Source organism: Streptomyces sp. NPDC001750 (assembly GCF_042892615.1).
Classification (GTDB): Bacteria; Actinomycetota; Actinomycetes; order Streptomycetales; family Streptomycetaceae; genus Streptomyces.
Genome location: NZ_JBIAUE010000002.1, coordinates 438505 through 464234 on the forward strand (window position 1 = coordinate 438505; position 25730 = coordinate 464234).

A 25730-nucleotide genomic window follows, 5' to 3' on the forward strand; every position below is an offset into this window, starting at 1 on the left:
AGCAGGTGCGCACGGTACGTACGGCTCCCCACGGCGGGGCGGTGCGCCGGGGTCGTCGGTGCGTGGGTCAGTGCGCGGCCGGTACGCCGGTCAGCGCGGTGACGACCGGGTCCAGCGCCTGGTTGATCTCGTCGCCGATGGACCGGAAGAACGTGATCGGCGCACCGTACGGGTCGTTCACCTCGTCCGCCTCGACGGTGGGCGCCAGCAGCCAGCCGCGCAGCGCGGCGGCGGCGCGCACCAGTGCGCGGGCGCGCTCGACGACGCCCTCGTCGCGCGGGTCGGGCAGGGTGGCCGGATCTATGGCGCGGACCAGCCGGGTGAACTCCTTGAGCGTGAAGGTCCGCAGCCCGGCCGAGTGCCCCATCGAGATGACCTGCGCCCGGTGGTCGCGGGTGGCGGTGAGCACCAGGTCGGCGCGGATCACGTGCTCGTCCAGGAGCTCCCGGCCGACGAAGCCCGTGGGATCGGCGCCGAAGTCGGCGAGGACGATCTCGGCGTTGGCCTCCATGGGGGCGCCTTCGTGGCCCCAGGTGCCCGCGCTCTCCACGATCAGCCCGCCCAGCAGCGGATCGCCGAGGCGGTCCACCAGGGCGTGCCGGGTCAGCCGCTCGGTGATCGGCGAGCGGCAGACGTTGCCGGTGCTGACGTGGAGGATGCGGAAAGTGTCGGCCCGCCCCGCTATGCCACGCCCCTCAGGGGCGGTCAATTCGCCACCTCGAGGTCGGGTACCACCTTGCGGAGTTCCTCGACGGAGACCGCGCCGGCGCGCAGCAGTACGGGGACCTTGCCGGTCACGTCGACGATCGACGACGGCACGATGCCGGGTGTCGGTCCCCCGTCGAGGTAGACGGAGACGGAGTCGCCGAGCATCTCCTGGGCGGCGTCGCAGTTCTCGGGGGCGGGGTGGCCGGTGAGGTTGGCGCTGGAGACGGCCATCGGGCCGAACTCGGTGAGCAGCTCGATGGCGACGGGGTGCAGCGGCATCCGGATGGCGACGGTGCCGCGGGTGTCCCCGAGGTCCCACTGCAACGACGGCTGGTGCCGGGCGACGAGCGTGAGGGCGCCCGGCCAGAAGGCGTCGACGAGCTCCCACGCCTGCTCGGAGAAGTCGGTGACGAGACCGTGCAGCGTGTTCGGGGAGCCGATCAGCACGGGGGTGGGCATGTTGCGCCCGCGGCCCTTGGCGGCGAGCAGATCGGCGACGCCCTCGGAACTGAAGGCGTCCGCGCCGACGCCGTACACGGTGTCGGTGGGCAGCACGACCAGTTCGCCGCGGCGGACGGCCGACACGGCCTCGCGCAGCCCCGTCGTACGGTCGGTCGCGTCGTTGCAGTCGTATCGCCGTGCCATCAGCCGGCCTCCTCAAGCATGTACGGATATGGCGGGTGCGGGGCGTGCGTGCGGGCGCCGCCGGTCGCGGCCCGGCCGCGGGTGCGGGTGGCGCCGGTCACGGCATGGCCTTGCGGGCGGTGGCGAAGCGCGGACGGTTGTTGAGGTCGGGGTGGTCGGCCGCGTCGGCCCAGCCGCGCTCCTCGGCGAAGATCCACGGCACCTGGCCGCCCTGGGTGTCGGCGTGCTCGACGACGACGAGGCCGCCCGGGCGCAGCAGGCGGTGCGCGGTGCGCTCGATGCCGCGGATGGTGTCGAGGCCGTCCTCGCCGGAGAACAGGGCCATCTCCGGGTCGTGGTCGCGGGCCTCGGGGGCCACGTACTCCCATTCGGTGAGCGGGATGTACGGCGGGTTGGAGATGACCAGGTCGACCTGGCCGTCGAGTTCGGGGAGGGCGGTGAGGGCGTCGCCGTGGTGGACGGTCACCCTGGACCCCTCGGCGTTCTTCCGGGTCCACTTGAGGGCGTCGTCGGAGAGTTCCACGGCGTGCACCCGGGAACGCGGCACCTCCTGGGCGATGGCCAGGGCGATGGCGCCCGAGCCGCTGCACAGGTCGACGACGGTCGGCTCGACGACGTCCATCGCGCGCACGGCGTCTATCGCCCAGCCGACGACGGACTCGGTCTCCGGGCGGGGGACGAAGACGCCGGGCCCGACCTGGAGCTCCAGATAGCGGAAGAAGGCGCGGCCGGTGATGTGCTGGAGCGGTTCGCGGGCCTCGCGGCGGGCGATCGCCTCCCAGTAGCGGGCGTCGAAGTCCGCGTCCGGCACACGGTGCAACTCGCCCCGCTTGACGCCGTGCACGAAGGCGGCGAGCTCCTCCGCGTCGAATCTCGGTGAGGGCACACCGGCGTCGGCCAGCCGCTGGGTGGCCTGGGCCACCTCGGCGAGCAGCAGGTTCATCGCGGTACTCCGTACGGGGTCACGGGCGGGGCGGGCTTTGCTGGGGCCGGCCGACGCGTCGGGAGGTCGACGTGTGCGGCCGGTCCTATGCTGCGGCGAGCTTCGCGGCGGAGTCGGCGTCGACACACGCCTGGATCACCGCGTCCAGGTCGCCGTCGAGCACCTGGTCCAGGTTGTACGCCTTGAAGCCGACGCGGTGGTCCGAGATCCGGTTCTCCGGGAAGTTGTACGTGCGGATCTTCTCGGATCGGTCGACGGTGCGGACCTGGCTGCGGCGCGCGTCGGCGGCCTCGGCCTCGGCCTTCTCCTGGGCGGCGGCCAGCAGGCGCGAGCGCAGGATGCGCATGGCCTGTTCCTTGTTCTGGAGCTGGCTCTTCTCGTTCTGGCAGGAGGCGACGACACCGGTCGGCAGGTGCGTGATGCGGACCGCGGAGTCCGTGGTGTTGACGGACTGGCCGCCGGGTCCGGAGGAGCGGTAGACGTCGATGCGCAGGTCGTTGGCGTGGATCTCGATGTCGACCTCCTCGGCCTCGGGGGTGACGAGCACCCCGGCGGCGGAGGTGTGGATGCGGCCCTGGGACTCGGTGGAGGGCACGCGCTGCACCCGGTGCACGCCGCCCTCGTACTTCAGACGGGCCCAGACGCCCTGGCCGGGCTCGGTGGCGCCGTTGCCGCCCTTGGTCTTCACCGCGACCTGGACGTCCTTGTAGCCGCCGAGCTCGGACTCCGTGGAGTCGATGATCTCGGTCTTCCAGCCGACGCGCTCGGCATAGCGCAGGTACATCCGCAGCAGGTCACCGGCGAACAGGGCGGACTCGTCGCCCCCGGCGCCCGCCTTGATCTCCAGGAGCACGTCCTTGTCGTCGCTGGGGTCGCGCGGGACCAGCAGGAGGCGGAGCTTCTCGGTGAGCTCCTCGCGCTGCTGCTCCAGCTCCTTGACCTCGGCGGCGAAGTCGGGGTCGTCGGCGGCCAGTTCGCGGGCCGTCTCGATGTCGTCGCCGGCCTGCTTCCAGGAGCGGTACGTGGCGACGATCGGAGTCAACTCGGCGTAGCGCTTGTTCAGCTTGCGCGCGTTGGCCTGGTCGGCGTGGACCGCCGGGTCCGCGAGCTTCTTCTCCAGATCGGTCTGCTCACCGATCAGTTCCTCGACGGCCTCGAACATCTTCGGGCTCCTGGTTCCTTCACTCGGACGTGCCTGCTGGACGGCGTGCCGCCGTCCGGGCGGGGGTACGGGGACGTGTCGTACCCCGAGCCGGAAAACGCCGGTCTCGGCGCCCCCGGGAAGAGGGCGCCGAGAACCGGCGCAGTGGCTCGCTACTTGCTGGCGGAGCCGGCAGCCTTGCCGAAGCGGGCCTCGAAGCGGGCCACGCGGCCACCGGTGTCGAGGATCTTCTGCTTGCCCGTGTAGAACGGGTGGCACTCGGAGCAGACTTCGGCGCGGATGGTGCCGCCGTCGATGGTGCTCCGGGTGGTGAACGACGCGCCGCAGGTGCAGCTGACCTGCGTCTCGGCGTACGCGGGGTGGATGTCGCGCTTCAAGGGATTCTCCTAGGTTCGGGAGGGCACCGGGTCGGACGCACGGGATGCGTGTCCGTGAACCGGGGCCGACGGTCCAGTCTGCCAGGACCGGCCGCATCTCCCAAAACCGGGGGCGGCCCGCACCTATTCCCGGGCCCGTTCCCGCACCGGGGACGGGCCCGCGCGCCACCGACCGTCACACCGCATCACGACGCGTCACCGGTTCCGGCCCGCGGCGCGGCCGGGATCAGCGGACGACGTCGCCCGCGGTCCCCTTGTCACCGGCCGACTTCTCGGTGGCCGAGGCCGGGATCGGCCTGTCGCCCTTGAGCGCGTCCCAGACCTGCCGGGCGGACTCCTCCAGCGGTACGACGCGGTTCGGATCGGCCGGGTCGTACTGGACGGGCAGGGTCACCATGTGGACGTTCTTCGCGCCGAGCCCCTTGAGGCCGTTCGCGAAGGAGGCCAGTTCCTTGACCGATCCCAGGTCCGAGTCGGTCGTGACGGCCTTGGTGGCGGCGTCCGCGAGGTCGTACAGCTTCGTCGGGCTGGAGAACACCCCGACGCTCCTGACCTGTTCCATCAGCGCCTTGATGAACGCCTGCTGGAGCTGGATGCGGCCGAGGTCGCTGCCGTCGCCGACGCTCTTGCGGGTGCGGACGAGACCCAGCGACTGCTCGCCGTTCAGAACGTGGGTGCCGGGAGGGAGGTCGAGATGGCTCTTGGGGTCGTGGATCGCCGTGGTCGTGGTGATCTTCACGCCGCCCAGCTCGTCGATGAGCTTCTTGAACCCGGTGAAGTCGACTTCCAGGTAGTGGTCCATGCGGATGCCGGACATGGCCTCGACGGTCTTGACCGCGCAGGCCGGCCCGCCGACCTCGTACGCCGTGTTGAACATCGCGCGCCGCTCCCCCGCGACGAGCTGCCCGGAGGTGTCGCCGACGCAGTCGGGGCGGGTAACGAGGGTGTCGCGCGGGATGGAGACGACGGAGGCCGTCCGGTGGCCCTTGTCGATGTGCACGACCATCGCGGTGTCGGAACGGGCCGTGCCCTCGTCGGTGCCGTACGCGGCGTTCGCTCCGGAGCGGGAGTCGGAGCCGAGCACGAGGATGTCTTGGGAGCCGTTGTCGACGTTGTCGGGGCGGTCCTTGCCGAGCGCCGCGTTGATGTCGACGGCCTTGAGGTTGCCGTTGAGATCGAAGTAGGCGAGGGCGAGCCCGCCCCCGCCCAGGGCCAGGGCCCCCACCAGGGTCCAGGCGGCGATCACCGCCGTCCGGTGGCGGCGGGAAGGCTTCTTGCGGCGTCTGCCGGTGGCGCGTATTCGGATGCCGCTCCCGTTCTGCCCGCTCATCCTTCTCCTTCTGTTCCCGGCTCCTCGCGGCCACCCCCGGCAGCGGTGCGTGCGCACTGATTCGTTCTGCTGTGACGACTTGTCGCCACTTCACGTGACTCGTACGACGTCGCGGTACTTCGTACGACGTCGCGGCATGAAGAAGGGTTGCACAGCGGTTCGTCACATCCACGTGAGGAACAAGTCGGCACAAAGGCCACGCCCCACGTCGGCGAACGGCTGGTGATCCGGCGCTCACCTGCGGTTTCTCGCCCCGTGCAGCCGTCGTCGCGAACCCGGCCGTCACGTCCGTCGTGTGGCGAAGGTCTCGGACCGGCCGAAAGGACCGGATCGCGCACGGAGCGACGAACCGCGATCCGCGCGGCCGCGCGAAACAGGGCCGCCCCCGTCACCTCGGCGGTGACGGGGGCGGCCCTGTGAGCCTGCCGGTACGGTACGACGTCAGTCGTTGCCGTTGCCCGGAGCGGGCGTCGTCTTCTGGATCTGGAGCAGGAACTCCGCGTTGGACTGGGTCTTCTTCATCCGGTCCAGGAGGAGCTCGATCGCCTGCTGCTGGTCGAGCGCGTGCAGCACCCGGCGCAGCTTCCAGACGATGGCCAACTCCTCGCTGCCGAGCAGGATCTCCTCCTTGCGGGTGCTGGACGCGTCGACGTCCACCGCCGGGAAGATGCGCTTGTCCGAGAGCTTCCGGTCGAGCTTGAGCTCCATGTTGCCGGTGCCCTTGAACTCCTCGAAGATCACCTCGTCCATGCGCGAGCCGGTCTCGACGAGCGCGGTGGCCAGGATGGTCAGCGAACCGCCGTCCTCGATGTTGCGCGCGGCACCGAAGAAGCGCTTCGGCGGGTACAGCGCGGTCGAGTCGACACCACCGGACAGGATGCGTCCGGAGGCGGGGGCCGCGAGGTTGTACGCGCGGCCGAGGCGGGTGATGGAGTCCAGCAGCACGACCACGTCGTGACCCAGTTCGACGAGACGCTTGGCACGCTCGATGGCCAGCTCGGCGACGGTGGTGTGGTCCTCGGCCGGGCGGTCGAAGGTCGAGGAGATGACCTCGCCCTTCACCGACCGCTGCATGTCGGTGACCTCTTCCGGACGCTCGTCGACCAGGACGACCATCAGGTGGCACTCGGGGCTGTTGACGGTGATCGCGTTCGCGATCGCCTGCAGGATCATGGTCTTGCCGGTCTTCGGCGGGGCCACGATCAGCCCGCGCTGGCCCTTGCCGATCGGTGCGACCAGGTCGATGATCCGCGTCGTCAGGACGTTGGAGTCGGTCTCCAGGCGGAGCCGGTCCTGCGGGTAGAGCGGGGTCAGCTTCTGGAACTCCGGTCGGCCGCGGCCGGTTTCGGGCGCCATGCCGTTCACCGAGTCGAGGCGGACCAGCGCGTTGAACTTCTCGCGCCGCTCGCCGTCCTTGGGCTGCCGCACCGCACCGGTGACGTGGTCACCCTTGCGCAGGCCGTTCTTGCGGACCTGGGCGAGCGAGACGTACACGTCGTTCGGGCCGGGCAGGTAGCCGGAGGTCCGGATGAACGCGTAGTTGTCGAGGATGTCCAGGATGCCCGCGACGGGGATCAGGACATCGTCCTCGGAGACCTGGACCTCGCCCGCGAAGTCGTCGCGGCCGCGGCGGCCACGACGGTCGCGGTAACGGCCCCGACGGCCGCGGCGGCCGCCCGCCTCGTCGTCGTATCCGTCGTCCTGCTGGCCGCCCTGGCGCTGCTGGCGCTGGCCGCCCTGCTGTGCCTGGCCACCGCCCTGTCCCTGGTCGTCGGCCTTGCCGCGGCGGTCGCGCTGCCGGTCGCGGCGGTCCCCGCGCTCCTGGCGGTCGCCCCGCTCGCCGCGCTGGCCGCGGTCCTGTCGCTCGCCCCGACGGCCCTCGGCCGTGTCGGCGGCGGCCTCGGCGCGGTCCTCGTTCTTCGGCTCGGCGCTCTTGGGCTCGGCCTGCGTCTGGGCCTTGGCCTCGACGGCCGGCTTGCTCTCCGCCTTGGGCTCCGGGCTGCCCGCCTGGGCGGTGGCACGGCGCCGACGGCGCTCGCCCGCGGGCTGCTCGTCGCTGGCCGGCTGACCGGGGATGTCGATCTGCTGCTGGGTGGCGGCCTTCTCGGCGGGCGCGGCGTCCTCGCCGGTGCGGGCCTTGGACGTGGCACGGCGCTTCGGCTTGGTCTCGGCGTCGGCGGCGGGCGCGGCGGCCTTGGGCGCGGCGGCGGCTGCCTGCGCCTCCTTGATGACCTCGATCAGCTGGCCCTTGCGCATCCGCGCGGTGCCCTTGATGCCGAGGCCGGACGCGACCTGCTGCAGCTCGGCCAGGACCATGCCCTCAAGGCCGGTGCCGGAGCGGCGGCGCCGTGTGGTGGTGCCAGTGGCAGCACCTTCGGCGGGCGCGGCGCTGTCGACGCTCTTGTCGGCAGTCACGCCCATCAGATCGGTGGTGTCGCTCACGAAGGGTCCTTCCCTGGAGCGGACGTCGGCCTTCTGGCTCGGCGACCGGTTGTGCTGTCCGGCTGCGGTCTCTTCTGCTTGCGGACCGTGCCGGGGCGGTGGTCCGCCGGGGTACGGCGGAGAAATGAAGGTGTGCGGGGGTCCGGCGCGGGCATCCCCCTGCTCGGCCCACTCCTGGACGAGCGAGGGGTGTGTCGTGCCGGTTCCGGAGCGTGCACGAAACTGCTCAGGCAGGCTGCTCAGGCAGTTTGGGGAGGCTCCCGGAGAAAAGGTGGTCCCGGAAAGGGACACGGAGCAACGCGCCTCATGGACGTCGATTGCAGACTTGAGGTTAACACTACCGGCTCCAACAAACATTCCCCCTCTCACTCACCGGCAATCACTTCTCGGCCACCCGGCCCTCACCTCGCGGCTACGGGGCGAGTGGAAGCACACTCGCGCCAGGGGTGTCGAGCGTGAGCCGATTGGCGGCCCAGCCCTCGCCCGCCAGCCGTGCGACCTTGTCGGCCGCACCGTCCTCGACCAGTGCGAGCACGGTCGGCCCGGCACCGGAGATGACCGCGGGCACGCCGTCGGCGCGCAGTCGGTGCACGAGCTCCGCGCTCTGCGGCATCGCCGGGGCGCGGTACTCCTGGTGCAGCCGGTCCTCGGTGGCGGTGAACAGCAGCTCGGGGCGCCTGGTCAGCGCCTCGACGAGCAGCGCGGCACGCCCGGCGTTGAAGGCGGCGTCGATGTGCGGGACCGTGCGCGGCAGCAGTCCGCGGGCGGTCTCGGTCAGCACCGGCCGGTCGGGGACGAAAACCACCGGAACGATGGAATCCGCGGGATCCATCCTGATCGCTTGGGCCGATCCGCCGTCCGTCCACGCGAGGGTGAAGCCGCCGAGCAGGCAGGCCGCGACGTTGTCCGGATGTCCCTCGATCTCGGTGGCGAGATCGAGCAGCGCGGCGTCGTCGAGCCGGGTGTCGCCGCCGGTCGTCACCGCGCGGGCGGCGACGATGCCGGCGCAGATGGCCGCCGAGGAGGAGCCGAGGCCGCGCCCGTGCGGGATGCGGTTGGCGCAGACGATCTCCAGGCCGTGCGGCTGCCCGCCGAGCAGGTCGAAGGCCGTGCGCAGGGAGCGCACGAGGAGGTGCCTCTCGTCGCGCGGCAGGGTCTCGGCGCCCTCGCCCGCGATGTCGATGTGCAGTCCGGAGTCGGCCACGCGGACGACGACGTCGTCGTACAGCCCCAGCGAGAGGCCGAAGGCGTCGAAACCCGGGCCCAGGTTGGCGCTGGTCGCGGGGACGCGCACCCGGACGGCGGCGGCTCGGAAGGCGGGACCGGCCATCGGTTGGACGACTCTCCTTGTGAGGCGGCGGGGGGTGGTGAAGCGATTTCTCGGCGACGGCGGATGTCGTGGCGGCGGGGATGGGTTCCGGGGAGTGGATTCCGGGAGACCGACGGCCACAACGACCCCTGCACCGCGGCATATGCGGCGGGCGGGTTGACTACAGCTTATCGAAGGAAGGTTCTGTGGCGACATAGGGCGCACAGGAGGCGCACGATGCGTGTCGCCCATCTCCTGCGCGCTCTCGCCCTCGGAAAGGGACGGTTGGGCCGAATTCCCTCTCTGCGGCGACCGTCCCTCGCGTCGACGGCGCCCCGCACCGGGCCGTGCTCCCGCCCCGGGTGACCGGCGACCGGCCCGGCCGGAGGAGGCGGGCCGGTACCGGCGGGAGCGGCCGGGAGGCGGACCGACGGCCGGGAGAACGGGCCGGGCCCGTCGACCACCCGGCCCCGGCCCGCCCCCGGGTTCGTGCGGCGGCTCCAGGGCGTGTTGCGAAAGTCCCGTCCGGCCCGCGACGTCCTTCGGGCGGACGACGCCACTTCCGCAACCCGCCCTAGGCTAGGCCCAGCTTCTCGGCGGCGGTGGCCGCGTCGACCGGGACCGTGACCGGCTGCGGGGCGCCCGCGACGGCCCAGTCGGGGTCCTTGAGGCCGTTGCCGGTGACCGTGCAGACGATCTTCTGGCCGGGGTCGACCTTGCCCTGCTCCGCGGCCTTCAGCAGACCGGCGACCGACGCGGCCGAGGCGGGCTCCACGAAGACGCCCTCCTGGGAGGCCAGCAGCCGGTACGCGGACAGGATCTGGCGATCCGTCACCTCATCGATGAAACCACCCGATTCGTCCCGGGCGTTCAGCGCGAACTGCCAGGAGGCGGGATTGCCGATCCGGATCGCGGTGGCGACGGTCGACGGGTCCTTGACGACCTCGCCGCGGACGATGGGCGCGGAACCCGACGCCTGGAAGCCCCACATGCGCGGGGTGTGCGAGGCCATGCCGTCTGCGGCGTACTCCTTGTAGCCCTTCCAGTACGCGGTGATGTTGCCCGCGTTGCCGACCGGGAGGACGTGGATGTCGGGAGCGTCGCCGAGGGCGTCGACGATCTCGAACGCGGCGGTCTTCTGGCCCTCGATGCGGACCGGGTTGACCGAATTGACCAGCGCCACCGGGTAGTTGTCCGAAAGTGAGCGGGCCAGCGTCAGGCAGTCGTCGAAATTGCCGTCCACCTGGAGGATCTTGGCGCCGTGCACCAGCGCCTGCCCCATCTTGCCGAGCGCGATCTTGCCCTGCGGTACGAGGACGGCGCAGACCATGCCGGCCCGGACCGCGTACGCGGCGGCGGAGGCGGAGGTGTTCCCGGTGGAGGCGCAGATGACGGCACGCGCGCCCTCCTCCTTGGCGCGGGTGATCGCCATCGTCATCCCGCGGTCCTTGAACGAACCGGTGGGGTTGGCGCCCTCGACCTTGAGGTGTACCTCGCAGCCCGTACGCTCGGAGAGGACCTGGGCGGGAACGAGCGGCGTGCCGCCCTCACGAAGCGTGACGACCGGCGTCGTGTCCGTGACCGGGAGCCGGTCCCGGTACTCCTCGATGATGCCGCGCCACTGGTGGGTGCCCTTGCTGGTCATGGGTCCTTACTCCCCTTCAACACGCATGATGCTGGCGACACCGCGCACGGTGTCGAGCTTGCGCAGCGCCTCGACGGTCGCCGAGAGGGCGGCGTCGGGCGCGCGGTGGGTGACGACGACGAGGGACGCCTCGCCGCCGTCCTGTGCGGCGACGGCCGCGTCGACGCCGCTCGCGCTCCTGCCCTGCTGGCGGACGGTGTCGATCGACACGCCCTGCTCGGCGAAGACCGTCGCGACCTGGGCGAGCACGCCCGGCCGGTCGGCCACGTCGAGGCTGATGTGGTACCGCGTGACGACGTCGCCCATGGGGCTGACCGGCAGCCGCGTGTAGGCGGACTCGCCGGGGCCGGTGGTCTCTCCCAGCTTGTTGCGGCAGACCGCGACCAGGTCGCCGAGGACCGCGGACGCGGTCGGCGAACCGCCCGCGCCGGGGCCGTAGAACATGAGCTGCCCGGCCGCCTCGGCCTCGACGAAGACCGCGTTGTACGCCTCGCGGACGGAGGCCAGGGGGTGACTCAACGGGATCATCGCGGGGTGCACCCGCGCGGTGACGGAGTTCCCGTCGGCGGCGCGCTCGCAGATCGCGAGGAGCTTGACGGTGCAGCCCATGCGGCGGGCGGAGGCCATGTCGGCGGCCGTGACCTCGGTGATGCCCTCGCGGTGCACGTCACCGATCCTGACCCGGGTGTGGAAGGCGATACCGGCCAGGATCGCGGCCTTGGCGGCGGCGTCGAAGCCCTCCACGTCGGCGGTCGGGTCGGCCTCCGCGTAGCCGAGCGCGGTGGCCTCGTCGAGCGCCTCGGAGTATCCGGCGCCACTGGTGTCCATCCGGTCGAGGATGAAGTTGGTGGTGCCGTTCACGATGCCGAGGACCCGGTTCACCTTGTCGCCCGCGAGGGACTCGCGCAGTGGCCGCACCAGCGGGATCGCCCCGGCCACGGCAGCCTCGTAGTAGAGGTCCCTGCCGTGCTTCTCGGCGGCGGCGTGCAGTGCCGCGCCGTCCTCGGCCAGCAGCGCCTTGTTCGCGGAGACGACGCTCGCCCCGTGCTCGAAGGCGGTGGTGATGAGCGTACGGGCGGGCTCGATGCCTCCGATGACCTCGATGGCGACGTCGATGTCGCCCCGTTTCACCAGGGCCGTCGCATCGGTGGTGATCAGTGCGGCGTCGATGCCCTCACGCACCCTGGAGGGACGGCGGACGGCGACACCGGCGAGCTCGACCGGCGCGCCGATGCGCGCGGCGAGGTCGTCGGCGTGCGTCGTCATGAGGCGCGCCACCTCTGAGCCGACCACTCCACAGCCCAGCAGCGCCACCTTCAGCGGACGCGTACGCATCATCCGACCTCGATTCCTCAACCTCTGATATCTGGACCAGTCTCACTCAACGGACGGGAGTTTCTGTCATACGTCCGGATCCTGAGACATCTATTTCATCAGCCGACATCGAGACGCAGGAGATCTTCCTCCGTCTCACGCCTGACGATCACACGCGCCTGCCCGTCGCGCACGGCGACGACGGGCGGACGCAGGGCATGGTTGTAGTTGCTCGCCATGGAACGGCAGTACGCGCCGGTGGCGGGCACGGCGATCAGGTCGCCGGGCGCCAGGTCGGACGGCAGGAAGGCGTCCCTGACCACGATGTCGCCGCTCTCGCAGTGCTTGCCGACGACGCGGACGAGCATCGGTTCGGCCTCGGAGACACGGGAGACGAGCGCCACGCTGTACTCGGCGTCGTACAGAGCGGTGCGGATGTTGTCCGACATGCCGCCGTCCACGCTGACATACGTACGCAGCCCCTCCAGGGGCTTGATGGTGCCGACCTCGTACAGCGTGAACGCGGAGGGGCCGACGATGGCGCGCCCCGGCTCGACGGAGATCCTCGGGGTGGCGAGGCCGGCCGCCTCGCACTCGCGGGTCACGATGTCGCCGAGCGTCTTGGCGATCTCGTGCGGCTCGCGCGGGTCGTCGTCGGAGGTGTACGCGATGCCCAGCCCGCCGCCCAGGTCGATCTCGGGCAGTTCGACACCGTGCTCGTCGCGCACCTCGGCGAGCAGCCCCACCACGCGCCGGGCGGAGACCTCGAAGCCGGCCATGTCGAAGATCTGCGAGCCGATGTGCGAGTGGATGCCGATGAGTTCGAGCCCGTCGAGGGCGAGCGCCCGTCGCACCGCCTCGGCGGCCTCTCCCCCGGCCAGCGCGATCCCGAACTTCTGGTCCTCGTGCGCGGTCGCGATGAACTCGTGCGTGTGCGCCTCGACACCCACGGTCACCCGGATCTGTACGCGCTGCCGCTTGCCGAGCCGCTGAGCCACGTGGGCGACGCGGGCGATCTCCTGGAACGAGTCGAGCACGATCCGCCCGACACCGACGGTGACCGCCCGCTCGATCTCCGCGACGGTCTTGTTGTTGCCGTGGAAGGCGATGCGCTCGGCGGGCATCCCCGCGTCCAGCGCACAGGTCAGCTCGCCGCCGGAGCAGACGTCGAGGTTGAGGCCCTCCTCCTCGAGCCAGCGCACAACGGCCCGCGACAGGAACGCCTTCCCCGCGTAGAACACATCGGCGTCCGGCCCGAAGGCATGGGCCCAGGCCCGGCAGCGGGCCCGGAAGTCGCTCTCGTCGAGGATGTAGGCGGGGGTGCCGAACTCCTCGGCCAGCCGCGCCACTTCGATCCCGCCGACGGTGACGGTGCCGTCCGCGTTCCGGGCGACGGTACGGGACCAGACCTTGGCGTCCAGGGCGTTGAGGTCGGTGGGCGGGGCGGTGTAGTGCCCCTCCGGCAGGACATCGGCGTGGCGGGGCCCGGCGGGGTGTGCGGAACGGCTCATGGTGCTTGCTCTGCTCTCTCGGGTCTCTCAGAGGACTTCGGGTGCGCTGATGCCGAGCAGGGACAGGCCGCCTGCCAGCACCGTCCCGGCGGCCTCGGCGAGGGCGAGCCGGGAACGGTGGGCGGCCGAGGGTTTCTCGTCACCGGCGGGGAGCGGCGGGGCGCCGTCGTGGAAGTCGAAGAACGCCCGCGCGATCGCCTCCAGCTGCCGGGCGACCCGGTCGGGCTCCCGGTGCCGAGCGGCGGCGGCGAGCACGTCGGGATGGTCGGCGAGGAGCGCCGCGAGCGCGTCCGTCACGGCCTCCGCACGCTCCGCGCCCCCTGGCCGGGCGCCACCCCCGAGACCCTCGTACGCGGCGGTGAACCCCAGCTGCCGGGCGTTGCGACTAAGGGCCCGGGTGCGCGCGTACGCGTACCGCACCCGGAACAGTGGATTGCCCTCCCGCTGCGCGAGGAGCGCCTCGTCGCCGGTGTCCTGGGGCCGGTCGTGCGGGGCGGCCCGCAGCAGCGCCCAGCGCGCGGCGTCGTTCCCGAGCCGCGCGAAGAGATCGCGGTCGGCGGCGGGCACCGGCATCACGTGCAGCGCCTCCCCGCCCGCGGCCCGCGCGCCCACGGTCGCTCCCTGGGCCCGGAGCAGCCGCTCGACGACCTCGGTGACGACCAGGGCGCGCGCCTCCTCGACGGGCGCGAAGGACACGGTCGTACCGGCGAGGGCGTGCCCGTGCCCGTACTCCCGGCCGCTCCTCGCGATGTCCAGGACGAGGGCGCCGATCCGGTCGGCACCGTCCAGCAGGCTGAAGTTCAGGAAGCCGGGCCCCGTGACCTCGACCATGCCGATCCCCGGCACGCCCCGCACCCGCTCCCGGATGATCTCGGCGACGTCCCTGGCCGGCAGCGCGGCGGGCCGGGCCAGCTGGAGGGCGACGGCACAGGCGTAGTCCCCACGCCCACCGGGCCTGGTCCGCTCCACCCGCACGCGCGCGGGCACGGGCGCGCGCAAGGCGTCCTCGTCGACCGCGCGACGCACGGCGTGCAGCACGGCCCTGGAGAGATCGGCGGGGGTCACAGGACAAGCGTATGGGAGGAAGGGGGCCACCCCGCGACCCGGTTTCGCCATGCGGTCACCCGGCGGCGCTCTCCGCCCTCCCCGCCCCCTGTCTGCCGTCGGCCGCGGGCGGCTCCGCCCGGTCCGCCAACTCCGCCACGAGCCGAACCAGTTCGCTGGGCTCGAAGGGCTTCGCCAGGAACGCGTCCACCCCTGCGGCGACCCCGGTGTCCACCTCGCAGGGGGTGCAGGCACTGATGATCGCCAGGGGCAGATGTCTGGTCCGCGGATCGGAACGCAATCTGGTGGCGGTCTGCAGACCGTCCAGCCGGGGCATGACGACATCGAGAGTGATCACATCGGGACAGACCTGATGCACCAGATCCAGACACTCGACACCATCGGACGCGGTCACGACCTCGAAGCCCTCAAGCTCGAGATTGACCCTGATCAACTGCCGGATGACCTTGTTGTCGTCGACAACAAGCACGCGGCCACACGCGCCTGACACACTCCGAGAGTAGGTGCGGCGTAGGGGCTGCGTCCGGGTTTTGCCCATTTCCGCCCCCGGACGAGTGGTGCGAGCGTGGCCGGATGTGCGCCACCCCAGCCCCCTCCCCGCCTGCCGACCTGCACGGGCCCTCCTCAGAGCACGGAAATAGCTGTTCACGGACACCCCGTAGAAGCTGGTAGTGTTTCTCCCGTCGCCGAACAACACGGCGAAACGCCCCCGTAGCTCAGGGGATAGAGCAACGGCCTCCGGAGCCGTGTGCGCAGGTTCGAATCCTGCCGGGGGCACTTCGCAGGAAGTGCCGAAAGACCCCGTGATCAGCGGAAAAGCTGAGCGCGGGGTCTTGTTGTATGTGCAGGCGTGTGCCGTGCTCAGCGACCTTATGACAGGGGCCGCCGCCTGTTCGCGGCCTGGACCGTGGGGCATCGTCCCAGGTGGGAGCACGGAAGCGACGGACGACGAACGACGAAGTCCCTGGGACCGGTCCGTGAGCGACCTCGGTGGCGTCCACGCCCGCGTTGAGCCACGTGGAGAGCACGGGGTGCCGGAGGCCGTACGGAACGGTGGGTACTGTGCCCGGCCGGTGCGGTGTCCTGGCCCGTCACGTGACAGCCGCTTTCCCGACCGCGTGTCAGAGGTCGCGCAGGCGACTGGTCCGCGCCGACGCGGTGGGAGCAGTCGCCGGTGTGGAAAGGGCATCGACCTCTGTGTCGATGTCAACATCGGTCTGGACTCTACGGAACTGCTCGAAGGTCTCGATTTCCTGCTTCGTGAAGCCGTCCTCGCTCAGGCGAACCCCCAACGCGAGCAGTCGCATGGTCCGCTGGATGCGTACGGCATCCTGCGCGGCACCCCGATGGAGGGCCCGGTATGCCTTGGCGGCGGGACCACGCCAGCCGACCTCGATGGCGTCGACGATCTCGTCCATGCGTGTGACCTGTCGGCCAAGATACTCCTGCATATCATCCAGATCGTCCGCAAGTTTCTTCAGCTGCGACGACGTGTATGCGAGCTCGGGCTCACCACCATGCCGCCCCCTGCTCTCGAATCCTGTGCGGTGATCCGCGAACTCACCCTAGTGCCTCCCAGCACTGGCAACACGGTCACGTGCACCGTTCCACCCTGCTCACCCGGCCCCGGGGCCGCAGAAGCAGATGAGTACCGGTGCGTCCACCCGAAGCGCCATGGGGGCGACAGCCGCCTTCCTCGGCAAGGCGGATCCTGCGGGTCGGGCCACCAGGACCGCCCGCGCCCTCGCCGGGGCGGCGACATCGGAGCATCGTTCGTGCTTCGGGCCTCGCGGCCGGTCCCGCAGGAGACCTGTCGCGATTCGGCCGAATCCCGTGGCTCCATGCCCCATGCCCCAACCGGTGAGAAGGCCGTGCGATCCGTCGGACAGCGCCTAGTGGCTCGTCTCGCAGCGTTGGCCGGGTAATCGATGTGCCGCCCGGCGGTCAGCGGACTGTCTCCAGGACCTGCTTGGCGTTGGTCGTGGGACGTCGCCCGGGTTTGTTCGTCGGCCAGTCAGCATGGAGGAAAGCTGCCGCTTGCAGCGGATCAGCCGGACGACGGAGGATAGCTGCGGCGGGCGATCGTGGTGCTGATGTTCGCTCAGGGCAGCAGAGCGTCAAGGTCACTCCCCTGCTGAGGCAGGGGCGTTGAGCTGCCAGTTGCTTGATCGAGGCTGTCGTCGGGTGGCCGCCCTGCTCATCCGAGTTCAAAGGAGTGTTGCAACGCGGACCAGGTCAGCAACTGCACGAAGGCGGCTGTGCTGCGGCCAGGCGATCACCGTTGTCACAGGCGGAGCGTCCAGGACCGGCACCGCGGCGAGGTCCCGGCGCAGGTCGGTACTGGCTGACTCGGGAATGACCACGGTGGTACGGCCGAGCGCGATCAGCTGGAAGAGCTGTGTCAGGTTCCGTATCTCCGCGCCCGGTCCTTCGGGGTAGCTGCCGCCGGGACCGGGCCAGCGGGCCATCGGGAGCTCCGGCAGTCTGGTGACGTCGGCCATCCGGATCTGGGAGCGGATGGCGAGCGGGTGTGAGGCCGGCAGGATCGCGACCTGTCCCTCGGTGTACAGGGTTTCGGTGTCGAGCCCGGCTGCTGAGTCGAAGGGCAGGTGCAGCAGAGCCACGTCGGCTTGTTCCTCCTCCAGCAGCTGCCGGTGCTGGTGTGCCTCGCAGATCAGCAGATCGACGGTGGCTGCGCCGGGTTCCGTGGCGTAGGCGTCGAGCAGTTTCGTCAGCAGCTCGCCACCGGTGCCGGATTTGACGGCGAGGACGAGGCTGGGGTGTGCCTTGGCGGCCCGTTGGGTACGCCGCTCAGCCGCGGTCACTGCGCTGAGGATCTCGCGTCCTTCGGCCAGCAGCACGGTTCCGGCCTCGGTGAGCGTGACCTTGCGGCTGTTGCGTTCCAGCAGTGCGGTTCCGAGCCGCCGCTCGAGCTGGGTGATCGTGCGGGACAGTGGCGGCTGGGCTATCCCAAGGCGCTGGGCGGCCTTGCCGAAGTGCAACTCCTCGGCGACGGCGACGAAGTACCGCAGCTCGCGTATTTCCATGAGTCCAGGCTAAGGAGGCAGGCGGCTGATCGATACCGCTCGGGTATCGCTGCACTACCGAGAGGGTGTTGGTGCCCGGCTGCAGCGCAGGCATGCTCGTTTTCATGAGCGAGAAGACGATCGCGCTGGTCACTGGCGCGAACAAGGGAATCGGGTATGAGATCGCGGCCGGGCTGGGTGCGCGGGGCTGGAGTGTCGGTGTCGGCGCCCGGGACGAGCAGCGCCGGAAGGACGCTGTGGCGAAGTTGCGTGCGGCTGGTGCTGACGCGTTCGGCGTGCCTTTGGACGTGACCGACGCCGGGAGCGTGGCCGCCGCAGTCCAACTGATCGAGGAGCGGGCAGGACGGCTGGACGTACTGGTCAACAACGCTGGCGTTGCCGGCGGCTGGCCGGAGGAACCGACGACCATCGACCTGGAGACCGTGCGGCGACTGCTGGAGACCAACGTCCTCGGCGTCATCAGGGTCACCAACGCGATGCTGCCCCTGCTGCTCCGTTCGGCGCACCCGCGGATCGTCAACCAGTCCAGCCACGTCGGCTCCCTGACACTGCAGACCACGCCCGGCGTGGACCTCGGGGGGATCAGCGGGGCGTACGCGCCGACGAAGACCTACCTCAACGCCGTCACCATCCAGTACGCCAAGGAGCTGAGCGGCACCAACGTCCTGATCAACAACGCCTGCCCCGGTTATGTGGCCACCGACCTCAACGGATTCAGCGGGACGCAGAGCCCCGAGCAGGGCGCGGCGATCGCCATCCGGCTGGCGACCTTGTCGGACGACGGCCCGACCGGCCAGCTGTTCGACGACAGCGGCGTCGTACCCTGGTGACCTGACCTTGGATGCGTTCCTCGTCGATCAGGCCGTGGCCGCCCGTCCGCCACGTGCATCCAGCAAAGATCGCTGTCGGTGGGCATTGTCACGCAGCCTTGGCCGGGTAATCGGTCCACTGGCGGATCGGTGACTCGGGCGCGAAACGGATCTTCGGTTCGGCGTGGGCGTTGCGCCAGCGGATGTAGGCGGCGATGGCGGCGTTCTGTTCGGCGTGGGTGCGGTGGTCGGTACCGTTGAGGGCGAAGTAGCGCAGGGCGGCGAACTCGGACTCGATCCAGTTCAGCCAGGAGCCGTAGGTCGGCAGGAAGATCAGTTCGACGTCGTGGTCGGCGGCCCAGGTGCGGACTTCGGCGTGCTTGTGCGGGGAGAAGTTGTCCAGCACGACGTACAGCTTCTCCCCGGGCCGGCGTTGCCGCAGGGTCTTGAGCAGGCCGAGGAACTCGCGCCACCGTTTGCGTGTGCGGATCCGGTAGGAGATCTTGCCGGTGGCCAGATCGAGGGCGGCGAGCATGTGCATCACGCCGCCGTAGCGGTTGTAGGTGGCCCGCAGCCGACGGGGTCTGCCGGCCGGACGCCAGGCCTTGCCCTTGCGCGGCATCAGGTTGAGCGGGCCGAACTCGTCGACGCAGATCACCCGCCCGTCGGCCGGCGGGGTGTCGTACTAACGCCAGGATCCGGTGCATCTTGGTGATGAAGTCCGGGTCGGTGGAGGCCTTCCAGGTGGTCGTGGTCTGCCAGGAGACCTTGCCCTCGCGCAGGATGCGCCGCAGGGTCTCCCGGCTGATCCGCGGCACGCTGTGCCGGCCGACGAGGTGGTCGGCGAGCTTACGACCTCGTCCACGATGGGCAGCGGCATCGCGGTGTCCGGGACCTCCGCCTCCGGCGTTGTCGTCAGTCACCGACGCTCCGCGTCGACTCCCTCCTCCGCCTTGGATTCGAAGGCCCCAGACGCCGCTCCTTCCTCCACTGCCCATCGTGGACGAGGTCGTTAGTCAGGCTTCAGGTGGCGAAGCCCGTGATGCCCCAGTCGGCGGGGGACGTCCGGGCGATCAGGCGGATGTGCTCACGTACCCGCTCACTGATCACCGGTCGGCGTCCCCCGCTCCATTTTGGGTCCAGAGCATCGAACCCGCGCTCGTTGAAGGCGTGGATCACGTCGCGGACGTAGTCCTCGCCGACCTGCATCAGCGAAGTGATGTCCTTGACCGTCTGGCCCTGGGCGGACATCAGCACCACGATCGCCCGCCGCAGCCGTATCGGATCCTTCGACGACCGGCTGATCCGCTGCAGCCTGCGGCCCTCCTCCATGCTGACCGCCCGGACGAACACACTCGGTCGACGCCCCACGCCCACCTCCAAGATCAGGTCCTGGAGACAGTCTGCCGACCGCCGGACAACACGTCGATTACCCGGCCAACGCTGCGAGACGAGCCACTAGAGTGAACGCCCGTACGCGGAGAGACGCGGACGAACGGCGCGACGAGCGGGGCTCAGGTTGGGGAACGCCGATCCGGACGTCCCGGAGGACGACCTCACACGGACCGACGAACGACCTCGACGGGATGGAAAGGCCAGCAACACGTGTCCGTCGACCAAACGTCCTGGGACGCCGCGGTACGCCACCTGTACGAGGACGCGTACGCGTACATCGTCACGGGCCCTCGTCGCCACGAGGACTGGACGTTCGATGTCCTCGCAGTGACGGCCCGGGTCCCAGACCCCCGGGGGTGGGCCCGGGTCGACGACGCGGAGCACAACCCGGAGCGCGAAGGATTCCCCACCTACCCTTTCGCCGTCCACCCCCGGAGTACGTCGCACAGCGCCTCCACGAGATCGACCGGGACAGTGCCGAGAACCTACTCCTGGCCCTCACGGAAGAAGGCTGCACCCTGTCCAACCTCAGGTACTTCACCGAATCCCCCGACGAACTGCGGGCGATGGCGCGCACGGTCCTCGCGCGGTATGGGGACGAGGCCACCTATCACACCAACGTCTACAAGCCCGACACCGCGCGCGGCACCCTGGATTTCACGACGTCGGGCCGGTCGTACAACCCTCTGAGCGTCTACACGGAGGACTGCGGTCTGATCACCGTCTCGGACACCGAGGTGGGCCTGTTCTGGAATTTCGCCGACTACTGATCCCGTACGAGCGCAGCTCCTGAACCAGGTGACTTCGAGAGGATGCCCCCGTGCTCACCCGTTCCGCCTCCTACCCCGACCGGGAAACCGCCCAATGGGCCACCCAGCAGGTGGTGACCGCCAACGAGCAGGCCGTCCACCGCTGGCTCGCCCAGGGCACCCGGGCCCGCCTCACCATCGAGGCCGCCTGGCCCTCACGCGAGGAACCCGTGGGCCGGGTCCAGCTGGAGGCCGAGCTGCTGGCGGGCCGCGGGCCCGTCGACGTCCGCGCGGCGCGCGTGGTGCTGCGCCGCGAGCCGTCCAGCCCGCACGGCTTCGTCGTCCACACGACCGTCCCGTTCTACCTGTAGGGGCCGCACGCACATGTCCATGAAGCCTCTCGAACACGACCGTCGGTACGGCGAACTGGACCAGGTGATGCGCGCGTACCTGGGGCAGCCGACCGACGACACCCCGGAGCGGCGCAGCCGCGCGCTGGACGCGTACCTCCGTCACACCTGGCACACCCACCCCTCGGCCATCGCGGAGGCGGAGCGCCAGCTGCGCGAGTACAGCCGCAACCCGCCGGGCCGTATCCGGCACAGCCTGGGCGAGTTCTACGCGATCCCGGACACCGGGATGGCCCAGTCGGAGATCGGCGACTGGCTGATGGTGCTGGCCGACCATCTGAAGAAGAGCATCGAGGAAGGCGACGTCCCGGAACCGTCGTCGCCGCAGACTCACTGGGAGTGGCATGCGCGGTTCCCGGAGACCGCGCAACTGCTCGGCGGCTGCTTCTCGCAGGACATCGTCGACGAGTTCCCCGACCACGACGCCGCCCTCGCCGACTACGCGCACCTTCGGCGCGTTCGTCCAGGCCCTACGGGAACACGCGGGCCTGAGCCGCGAGGAGTTCGGCCGCCTGGTGCGATTCTCGAAGCACACGGTCGCCTCGATCGAGCAGGGCAGGCGCATGCCGGACGACGACTTCGTGGAGCGGGCCGAGGCGGCGCTTGGCAACACGGGGGCGCTGCGGAAGGCTGCGCCGCATCTGTCGCGGCAGGCGGGGCTGGCGAGTTGGTTCCGGCAGTGGGCGCGTTGGGAGAAACAGGCCGTGACCCTGTGGACCTACGAGTGTCGAGTGATCCCAGGTCTGCTCCAGACGGAGCGCTACGCCCGAGCCGTCACGCAAAGCGTGCCCCCTGTGAAAGACGAGGAGCAGGTGGCCAAGCAGGTAGCAGCCAGACAGGAACGCCAGCACCTCTTCGACCGAAGGCCCCCAATCTCCTTCAGTTTCATCATGGAACAGGCCCTCATCGAGCGTGGCACCGGTGGTCCCGAAGTGATGCGAGAGATGCTTGACCACCTACTTGAGTGTTCGTCGCAGTTCAACGTCGAGTTGCAGATCATGCCGCGCTATCAGCCCGACCACGCGGGCTTCGACGGGCCGTTGATGCTTCTTGAGAAACAAAACCACAAGTGGTGTGGCTATGCGGAGGGGCAGCGAAGCGGATTTCTCATCACTGACCCCAAGGAGGTCAGCATCACGCTCCAGCGGTATGCGAAACTGCGCTCGCAGGCTCTAACCCCCGAAGACTCCAGGAGCCTGCTGAGGCAAGTGCGAGGAGCGCTATGAGCAGCATCCGTGAACGAGTGTGGTTCAAGAGCAGCTACAGCGGATCTGACGGAGACGCCTGCATCGAGGTGGCGATGTCCTGGCACAAGTCGAGCCACAGCGGCTCCGAAGGCGATGCATGCGTCGAAGTTGCGGCCTGCCCTTCCGCCGTCCACGTCCGTGACTCCAAGGATCTGAGCGTCCCCGAGCTTGTCCTGTCCCCCATGGCTTGGGAGAACTTCGTCGCGTACGCGGTCCGGGCCTGACCGTCGAGCAAACGACAGAACGCCCCACGCCGGTCGGTATCCGGCGCGGGGCGTTCTGTCGTTTGCTCGGTGGTAGGCGACGCCCACCCATCCTGCGGTTCCTCGTCGGCTTCGTCGTCCTGGTGCCGGTCACGGCACTGGAGCGCCTGCCCTGGTGGTCCGGCTCCTCGTCCTCGTGCGCTGCCGGGTCGACCAGTGCGGGCGTCTGAGCGGGGTCCCCACGCCGGGCGCGGTGGCTAGGACGGGTACGGGGAGCTGCGGCCCGACCGAGCCCGGTTCAGAGCCCGTGTTCGTCCATCAGCCGCATCAGGTTGCGCTTGCGCCTGTGGGCGGTGCGCAGGGCGGTCACGTACGCGGCGAACTCGTCCGGTGTGTCCAGGCGGCGGTGGCAGTCGCGCATGCTCAGCAGCAGGCCGACGAGCCGTTCGTAGATCGCGTTGCCCGTCTGCCGGGTGAGCGGTTCGGCCAGGCGCAGGTAGACGTCGAGGGCGTCGGAGGGGCGGTCGGGGCGGGCGTGGTCGGCGAGGGCGAGCCACTGGTGGTCATGGGCGCCGGTTTCGGTGGCGGCCTGCCAGGCGGCGTCGATGTCCTTGTCGTCGAGCAGCGCGTCGACCAGGAGGGAACCGCTGTGACGCCCCGGCCGTCGTTCGGCGTCCGCGCGCAGCAGGGCCAGTGCGCGCTCGCGCTCGGCCGGCCAGCCGTCGGCGGTCCGGGCGGCGGCGCGCAGGTGCTGGTAGGCCCGCAGGGTGCGGTGGGCGTCGAAGTGGTCTCGGCGCAGGGCGACGGCGTCGGCGAGCCGGTCCGCCTGTGTGTAGCGGGCGGCGAGATAGTCGACGAGGGCGGTGTCCAGGTCCGCGGCGTACCCGGTGTCGCGGATGCCGCGTTCCGCCCACTCCAGGGCCTCGGCGGGCCGTCCCGCGGTGTCCAGTTCCCGGGCGATGGTCAGGTGGGTGGAGCCGTCCGGGGCGAGGTCGGCCGCGTGCACGGCGATCACCATGTCAGCGTCGCCTCCCGCCTTGGCCAGACGTTCCATCAGGTACTTCTCCGCCCAGCCGGTGCGGTTGGACCGCCAGGCCTCCACCGCGTGTCTCCGCAGGGCCGTCATCCCCTGTTCACCGAGGACGTCCTCGTAGTCGAGCGGATCGATGTCCGTGAAGCCGCCGTCGTCGTGGAGCGCGTGCTCGACGAGCCAGTGCGCGAGTTCCTCCGGGTCGGGGTCGGCCGCGCGGCATGCGTCGTGGTGGGCGTCGGCAAGGGCTGCGCCGACCTGCCCGAGCCATCCGTCGGAGTCGTCGACGTTCTCCGCCGCCCCGGCCAGCAGCCGGATCGCCTCCCCCGCCAGGGTGATCGCGTCGGCGGCCCGGCCGGAGCCGGAGAGTTCCCTGATCGCGGACGCCGCCTGTCCGGCCTGATCGGCGTAGGCACGGGCGGCGGCGTACTCGACATAGCCGTACTGTGCGAACGGACCGATGTCGAGCAGCTCACGGATCCGGGACCGGGCCCAGGCCAGGTCCCCTCGGCTGCTCGCGACCCGCAGTTCCAGACGGCGCCGGAACTGCCGGTCCTCGGCGATCCGGTCGCGTACGAGTTCGAGCAGTTCTTCCCTGGACAGGTCGGACAGCCAGCCGTCCAGGGTCTGCGCCCGGCTCCGGGCTGTCTTCCGCTGCTTCGGCAGGCTCGCCGACCGGGCGAGCAGGCTCAGGCCGAGTGCGACCAGGTGTTTGCAGAAGTTGCCTTCCAGGCCGTACGGGCAGTCGCACTCACCGGCCAGGCCGCGAGGTCCGTCCAGCGTCAGTTCCACCTCGTACCGCTCCGTGCCGTGGACGGTCGCGGTGGCCGAGACCTCACCGACCTCGATCCCGGACACCGAGTCGAGATATCCGGTCCCGCGCTCGAAGGAACGGGCGCCTGCCAGCGCCCTGAGGTTCGCCTCGGTAAGACTCTTCGCAACTCTTCCCACGTCTGCTCCGGTCCTGGTGCTCGTCCTGGGTGTCAGCCTACGAAGGGCAGGGACGCAGAGGGGTGCCTTTGGCCCCACAAGTAAAGCGGACCCGAGGGACACCGCGACTTCATGTCCGGGGTGCGACGGACAGGGTTCCTCGACGGGCCCGGCCCCGGGCCGACCGGGCTACGCGTCCGTGCCCTCCGGGCCGCCGTTGCCGATCTGTTCGGCCCGCAGCGCGAGGTCCTGGAGCACGTCGGCGGAGGTCACGTCCGTCTGTCCGGAGTCGTGCACCTGGGCGAGCATCGCGAAGGCCAGGGTGAACGCGCCGACCAGCTGTTCCACCGCGCCACCGACCTCGCGGCCGACGAGGGTCGCGACCTCTTCGATGGTGGCGTCCTCGGGGATCGTGATCCGGGGCATCGTCTCGTTCAGAAGCGCGGTCACCACGGTCGAATCGGCTTCCACGTCGTCGCGGTCCCCACTCTCCTCGAGCAGCCGGCGGATCTCGCCCGCCTCCGTGAGGATGCCCACCACGCGCTTCACCACTTCGCTCTGCTCCATGCCGTGAGCATAGGCGCGGGGGCACGCTGTGCGGGGGCGCTCGCCTGTATGCCGTACGGGAAGTCGGGTGCGCGGCGTCGTTCGTGACCGCGTTCGGCGTATCGCACCTGAAGGGGCGTCGGCGTGTCATGGGTGTTCCGTGGCTCCAGGTGGGCGGGAGCGCCCGGACCCGGTCACGCTTCCCCGGGCCGGTCCCGGGGAAGGTCCGGCCTCCGCCCTGTCCGGTCCCGTCGCCGTCCCGGCCCGTCTGTTTCCGTCTCGGTCCCGGCCTCCGTCCAGTCGTGTCCCGTCCGGTCCCGGGCCGGTCGCGCCCGGGATTCGTGGGCGGCCTATCGTGACGGCCATGTCTGGAACACACGTGGCACGGCGGGTCGGCAAGGCATTGATGGTGACGGTGCTCACGACCGCCCTGTCCCATCTGTTGTTGTCCGACGGGCTGTCACTTTCCCAGTGGCAGCAGGCCGCCGCGAGCGTCGGCGGGGATCTCGGGGGTTCGGGCGACACCGCGTTCTCGGCGGCCGTGGTCAACACGCTGCTGGCCATGCCGGCCGTGCTGTGGCTGGGGATGCGGCTGTTGCGGGAGCGTCGCGTCTATCTGACCGTGATCGTCGGGGCGGTCGGGTGGTTCTTCACCGTCGGCCAGTACATCGACAGTCTGAGCGAGCGGCCGAGCATGGTGATGCCACTCGGAATGCTGGCCGTGTTCGTCGCGGTGACCGCGCTGTCTTCCGTAATCCTGCGCCCGCGGGGCGAGTGAGGCCGGACGGCGTCGGCACACACTTTTTGCTGGTACGTCCGGCTTCTTCCCGTCCGCTGCGGCGGGCTCCCCCGCCGCAGCGCCGGTCGCCCCTGACATCCGCACGGGCGGACGGAGAAAGGCGGCGGCCTTCAC

At 70.3% G+C, this 25730-nt stretch carries 24 protein-coding genes, 1 tRNA gene and 2 pseudogenes; 8 read left to right on the top strand and 19 right to left on the bottom strand.

Annotated elements, in window-relative coordinates:
- Positions 1–67 precede the first annotated feature (67 nt).
- The 13 genes from ACFYY6_RS05255 to ACFYY6_RS05315 all read right to left on the bottom strand — a co-directional run bounded on the left by ACFYY6_RS05255 (position 68) and on the right by ACFYY6_RS05315 (position 14989).
- Positions 68–709, bottom strand: a complete 642-nt coding sequence (locus tag ACFYY6_RS05255; protein ID WP_351520199.1) for a protein-tyrosine-phosphatase — start codon at positions 707–709, stop codon at positions 68–70.
- On the bottom strand, positions 706–1353 hold the full coding sequence (locus tag ACFYY6_RS05260) for an L-threonylcarbamoyladenylate synthase (RefSeq protein WP_351520198.1): 648 nt from the start codon (positions 1351–1353) through the stop codon (positions 706–708). The genes ACFYY6_RS05255 and ACFYY6_RS05260 overlap by 4 nt, the downstream gene beginning before the upstream one ends.
- A gap of 97 nt (positions 1354–1450) precedes the next feature.
- Entirely contained in the window at positions 1451–2296 is an 846-nt protein-coding gene (prmC, locus tag ACFYY6_RS05265) for a peptide chain release factor N(5)-glutamine methyltransferase (protein ID WP_351520197.1), read from the bottom strand.
- Between the two features lie 85 nt (positions 2297–2381).
- On the bottom strand, positions 2382–3458 hold the full coding sequence (gene prfA, locus ACFYY6_RS05270) for a peptide chain release factor 1 (RefSeq protein ID WP_351520195.1): 1077 nt from the start codon (positions 3456–3458) through the stop codon (positions 2382–2384).
- A 152-nt stretch (positions 3459–3610) separates the two neighbouring features.
- On the bottom strand, positions 3611–3835 hold the full coding sequence (rpmE, locus tag ACFYY6_RS05275) for a 50S ribosomal protein L31 (protein WP_351520193.1): 225 nt from the start codon (positions 3833–3835) through the stop codon (positions 3611–3613).
- Between the two features lie 226 nt (positions 3836–4061).
- Positions 4062–5165, bottom strand: a complete 1104-nt coding sequence (locus ACFYY6_RS05280; RefSeq protein ID WP_386609146.1) for an LCP family protein — start codon at positions 5163–5165, stop codon at positions 4062–4064.
- Between the two features lie 441 nt (positions 5166–5606).
- Complete coding sequence (rho, locus tag ACFYY6_RS05285) at positions 5607–7607, bottom strand: transcription termination factor Rho (RefSeq protein ID WP_351520191.1); 2001 nt, start codon at positions 7605–7607, stop codon at positions 5607–5609.
- A 412-nt stretch (positions 7608–8019) separates the two neighbouring features.
- Entirely contained in the window at positions 8020–8937 is a 918-nt protein-coding gene (thrB, locus tag ACFYY6_RS05290; RefSeq protein ID WP_389191733.1) for a homoserine kinase, read from the bottom strand.
- A gap of 553 nt (positions 8938–9490) precedes the next feature.
- Complete coding sequence (thrC, locus tag ACFYY6_RS05295) at positions 9491–10561, bottom strand: threonine synthase (RefSeq protein ID WP_351520188.1); 1071 nt, start codon at positions 10559–10561, stop codon at positions 9491–9493.
- Between the two features lie 6 nt (positions 10562–10567).
- On the bottom strand, positions 10568–11899 hold the full coding sequence (locus ACFYY6_RS05300) for a homoserine dehydrogenase (RefSeq protein WP_351520186.1): 1332 nt from the start codon (positions 11897–11899) through the stop codon (positions 10568–10570).
- A gap of 95 nt (positions 11900–11994) precedes the next feature.
- Positions 11995–13386, bottom strand: a complete 1392-nt coding sequence (lysA, locus tag ACFYY6_RS05305) for a diaminopimelate decarboxylase (RefSeq protein WP_389191736.1) — start codon at positions 13384–13386, stop codon at positions 11995–11997.
- 27 nt (positions 13387–13413) lie between these two features.
- Complete coding sequence (gene nrtL, locus ACFYY6_RS05310) at positions 13414–14451, bottom strand: ArgS-related anticodon-binding protein NrtL (RefSeq protein WP_351520183.1); 1038 nt, start codon at positions 14449–14451, stop codon at positions 13414–13416.
- A 55-nt stretch (positions 14452–14506) separates the two neighbouring features.
- Entirely contained in the window at positions 14507–14989 is a 483-nt protein-coding gene (locus ACFYY6_RS05315; RefSeq protein WP_351520210.1) for a response regulator, read from the bottom strand.
- A gap of 167 nt (positions 14990–15156) precedes the next feature.
- Between ACFYY6_RS05315 and ACFYY6_RS05320 the strand changes: the two genes are divergently transcribed.
- Positions 15157–15228: transfer RNA gene (locus ACFYY6_RS05320), tRNA-Arg, on the top strand.
- Between the two features lie 344 nt (positions 15229–15572).
- Here the strand turns inward: ACFYY6_RS05320 and ACFYY6_RS05325 are convergent.
- A pseudogene (locus ACFYY6_RS05325) lies at positions 15573–15941 on the bottom strand (WXG100 family type VII secretion target); the annotation flags it as partial.
- A gap of 717 nt (positions 15942–16658) precedes the next feature.
- A complete protein-coding gene (locus tag ACFYY6_RS05330) occupies positions 16659–17498 on the bottom strand; it encodes a LysR family transcriptional regulator (protein WP_351520179.1) in 840 nt (279 codons plus the stop codon).
- A gap of 92 nt (positions 17499–17590) precedes the next feature.
- Here ACFYY6_RS05330 and ACFYY6_RS05335 point away from each other — a divergent pair, with 92 nt between their 5' ends.
- The gene (locus tag ACFYY6_RS05335) at positions 17591–18328 is read left to right on the top strand and encodes an SDR family oxidoreductase (protein ID WP_389191739.1); all 738 of its coding nucleotides are present in this window, start codon (positions 17591–17593) and stop codon (positions 18326–18328) included.
- 88 nt (positions 18329–18416) lie between these two features.
- On the opposite strand, the gene ACFYY6_RS05340 is transcribed toward ACFYY6_RS05335, so the two are convergent.
- On the bottom strand, positions 18417–18965 hold the full coding sequence (locus tag ACFYY6_RS05340; RefSeq protein WP_389191742.1) for an IS630 family transposase: 549 nt from the start codon (positions 18963–18965) through the stop codon (positions 18417–18419).
- 365 nt (positions 18966–19330) lie between these two features.
- A complete protein-coding gene (locus ACFYY6_RS05345) occupies positions 19331–19678 on the bottom strand; it encodes a helix-turn-helix domain-containing protein (protein WP_351628976.1) in 348 nt (115 codons plus the stop codon).
- A gap of 590 nt (positions 19679–20268) precedes the next feature.
- Between ACFYY6_RS05345 and ACFYY6_RS05350 the strand changes: the two genes are divergently transcribed.
- The 5 genes and pseudogenes from ACFYY6_RS05350 (at position 20269) to ACFYY6_RS05370 (ending at position 22332) form a co-directional block, all read left to right on the top strand.
- Positions 20269–20472 (top strand): hypothetical protein, encoded by a 204-nt coding sequence (locus ACFYY6_RS05350; protein WP_351520171.1) that lies wholly within the window; start codon positions 20269–20271, stop codon positions 20470–20472.
- A 50-nt stretch (positions 20473–20522) separates the two neighbouring features.
- On the top strand, positions 20523–20822 hold the full coding sequence (locus ACFYY6_RS05355) for an RNase A-like domain-containing protein (RefSeq protein WP_351520169.1): 300 nt from the start codon (positions 20523–20525) through the stop codon (positions 20820–20822).
- Positions 20823–20835: 13 nt separating this feature from the next.
- A pseudogene (locus ACFYY6_RS05360) lies at positions 20836–21303 on the top strand (hypothetical protein); the annotation flags it as partial.
- Positions 21206–22087 (top strand): Scr1 family TA system antitoxin-like transcriptional regulator, encoded by an 882-nt coding sequence (locus ACFYY6_RS05365; protein WP_389191745.1) that lies wholly within the window; start codon positions 21206–21208, stop codon positions 22085–22087. The pseudogene ACFYY6_RS05360 and the gene ACFYY6_RS05365, both read left to right, overlap by 98 nt.
- A complete protein-coding gene (locus tag ACFYY6_RS05370; RefSeq protein WP_351520168.1) occupies positions 22084–22332 on the top strand; it encodes a DUF397 domain-containing protein in 249 nt (82 codons plus the stop codon). Before ACFYY6_RS05365 ends, ACFYY6_RS05370 begins: the two co-directional genes overlap by 4 nt.
- A 277-nt stretch (positions 22333–22609) precedes the next feature.
- Here the strand turns inward: ACFYY6_RS05370 and ACFYY6_RS05375 are convergent, their stop codons facing one another.
- Positions 22610–24292: an SWIM zinc finger domain-containing protein gene (locus tag ACFYY6_RS05375; RefSeq protein ID WP_389191748.1), complete on the bottom strand. Its 1683-nt coding sequence runs from the start codon at positions 24290–24292 to the stop codon at positions 22610–22612.
- A gap of 168 nt (positions 24293–24460) precedes the next feature.
- Positions 24461–24838 carry a hypothetical protein gene (locus tag ACFYY6_RS05380; protein WP_199883119.1) on the bottom strand — a complete coding sequence of 126 codons (378 nt, stop codon included), beginning with the start codon at positions 24836–24838 and terminating at the stop codon, positions 24461–24463.
- A 343-nt stretch (positions 24839–25181) separates the two neighbouring features.
- Here ACFYY6_RS05380 and ACFYY6_RS05385 point away from each other — a divergent pair, with 343 nt between their 5' ends.
- A complete protein-coding gene (locus tag ACFYY6_RS05385; RefSeq protein ID WP_389191751.1) occupies positions 25182–25595 on the top strand; it encodes a hypothetical protein in 414 nt (137 codons plus the stop codon).
- Positions 25596–25730 lie beyond the last annotated feature (135 nt).

Bases quoted from the DNA above. Each gene is read 5' to 3' on its own strand.
- thrB (WP_389191733.1), bottom strand. From the start codon at position 8,937: ATGGCCGGTCCCGCCTTCCGAGCCGCCGCCGTCCGGGTGCGCGTCCCC.
- ACFYY6_RS05280 (WP_386609146.1), bottom strand. From the start codon at position 5,165: ATGAGCGGGCAGAACGGGAGCGGCATCCGAATACGCGCCACCGGCAGA.
- prfA (WP_351520195.1), bottom strand. From the start codon at position 3,458: ATGTTCGAGGCCGTCGAGGAACTGATCGGTGAGCAGACCGATCTGGAG.
- prmC (WP_351520197.1), bottom strand. From the start codon at position 2,296: ATGAACCTGCTGCTCGCCGAGGTGGCCCAGGCCACCCAGCGGCTGGCC.
- ACFYY6_RS05300 (WP_351520186.1), bottom strand. From the start codon at position 11,899: ATGATGCGTACGCGTCCGCTGAAGGTGGCGCTGCTGGGCTGTGGAGTG.
- ACFYY6_RS05335 (WP_389191739.1), top strand. From the start codon at position 17,591: ATGCTCGTTTTCATGAGCGAGAAGACGATCGCGCTGGTCACTGGCGCG.
- ACFYY6_RS05385 (WP_389191751.1), top strand. From the start codon at position 25,182: ATGTCTGGAACACACGTGGCACGGCGGGTCGGCAAGGCATTGATGGTG.
- ACFYY6_RS05350 (WP_351520171.1), top strand. From the start codon at position 20,269: ATGGCGCGCACGGTCCTCGCGCGGTATGGGGACGAGGCCACCTATCAC.
- ACFYY6_RS05315 (WP_351520210.1), bottom strand. From the start codon at position 14,989: ATGGGCAAAACCCGGACGCAGCCCCTACGCCGCACCTACTCTCGGAGT.
- ACFYY6_RS05380 (WP_199883119.1), bottom strand. From the start codon at position 24,838: ATGGAGCAGAGCGAAGTGGTGAAGCGCGTGGTGGGCATCCTCACGGAG.
- lysA (WP_389191736.1), bottom strand. From the start codon at position 13,386: ATGAGCCGTTCCGCACACCCCGCCGGGCCCCGCCACGCCGATGTCCTG.
- ACFYY6_RS05365 (WP_389191745.1), top strand. From the start codon at position 21,206: ATGCGCGGTTCCCGGAGACCGCGCAACTGCTCGGCGGCTGCTTCTCGC.
- thrC (WP_351520188.1), bottom strand. From the start codon at position 10,561: ATGACCAGCAAGGGCACCCACCAGTGGCGCGGCATCATCGAGGAGTAC.
- ACFYY6_RS05330 (WP_351520179.1), bottom strand. From the start codon at position 17,498: ATGGAAATACGCGAGCTGCGGTACTTCGTCGCCGTCGCCGAGGAGTTG.
- ACFYY6_RS05370 (WP_351520168.1), top strand. From the start codon at position 22,084: ATGAGCAGCATCCGTGAACGAGTGTGGTTCAAGAGCAGCTACAGCGGA.
- ACFYY6_RS05260 (WP_351520198.1), bottom strand. From the start codon at position 1,353: ATGGCACGGCGATACGACTGCAACGACGCGACCGACCGTACGACGGGG.